Genomic DNA, 505 nt, shown 5'->3' with positions numbered 1-505 from the left:
CGCCTGCGTGACTTTTACGCGGTGGAGCTTGCCCTGCAGCATATTACGCATCATAACTTCTACCCTTCAACCTTAATGTAGCAGAGCGGACACGGCGCCCGCCCTGAGAAAAGCCCGGGCAGTATTGCCCGATTTTTACCCGCTGTCTACTGAGCGAGCGTGACGATCCGGTTGTCGATCAGGCGAGCCTGCCCCAGCCAGGCGGCCATCCCGGTCAGACCGTTGGCGGTAGCGACTTCGTTACGGCCAAAGACGTCGGAAGAGAGGGTAATCAGCGCCCCGGACAGCGCCTGGTGAGCGAACCCGCCGATGCACAGCAGGGCAATCGCCACGTACGGGCTGGTGAACAGGCCGATCATCCCCGGGCCAATCATCAGCAGGGCGCCCATGGTGACCACCATTTTACGCGACACGATCAGGTTGACGCCAAACCAGCGCTGGAACAGCGGCGGCAGATATCCGCCGATGATGCAGCCGAGGTCGGCGAACAGCATCGGCATCCAGG

General features: G+C 61.6%; 1 pseudogene. It reads right to left on the bottom strand.

Going from position 1 to position 505, the window contains the following annotated elements:
• Positions 1 to 194 precede the first annotated feature (194 nt).
• Positions 195 to 505, bottom strand: a pseudogene (locus tag ABD481_RS47290) (MFS transporter); the annotation flags it as partial.

The organism is Catenulispora yoronensis (genome assembly GCF_039531695.1).
Classification (GTDB): domain Bacteria; phylum Actinomycetota; class Actinomycetes; order Streptomycetales; family Catenulisporaceae; genus Catenulispora; species Catenulispora yoronensis.
Note: the sequence above shows the minus strand (reverse complement) of the source record. Positions and strands in the feature narration are given on the sequence as shown.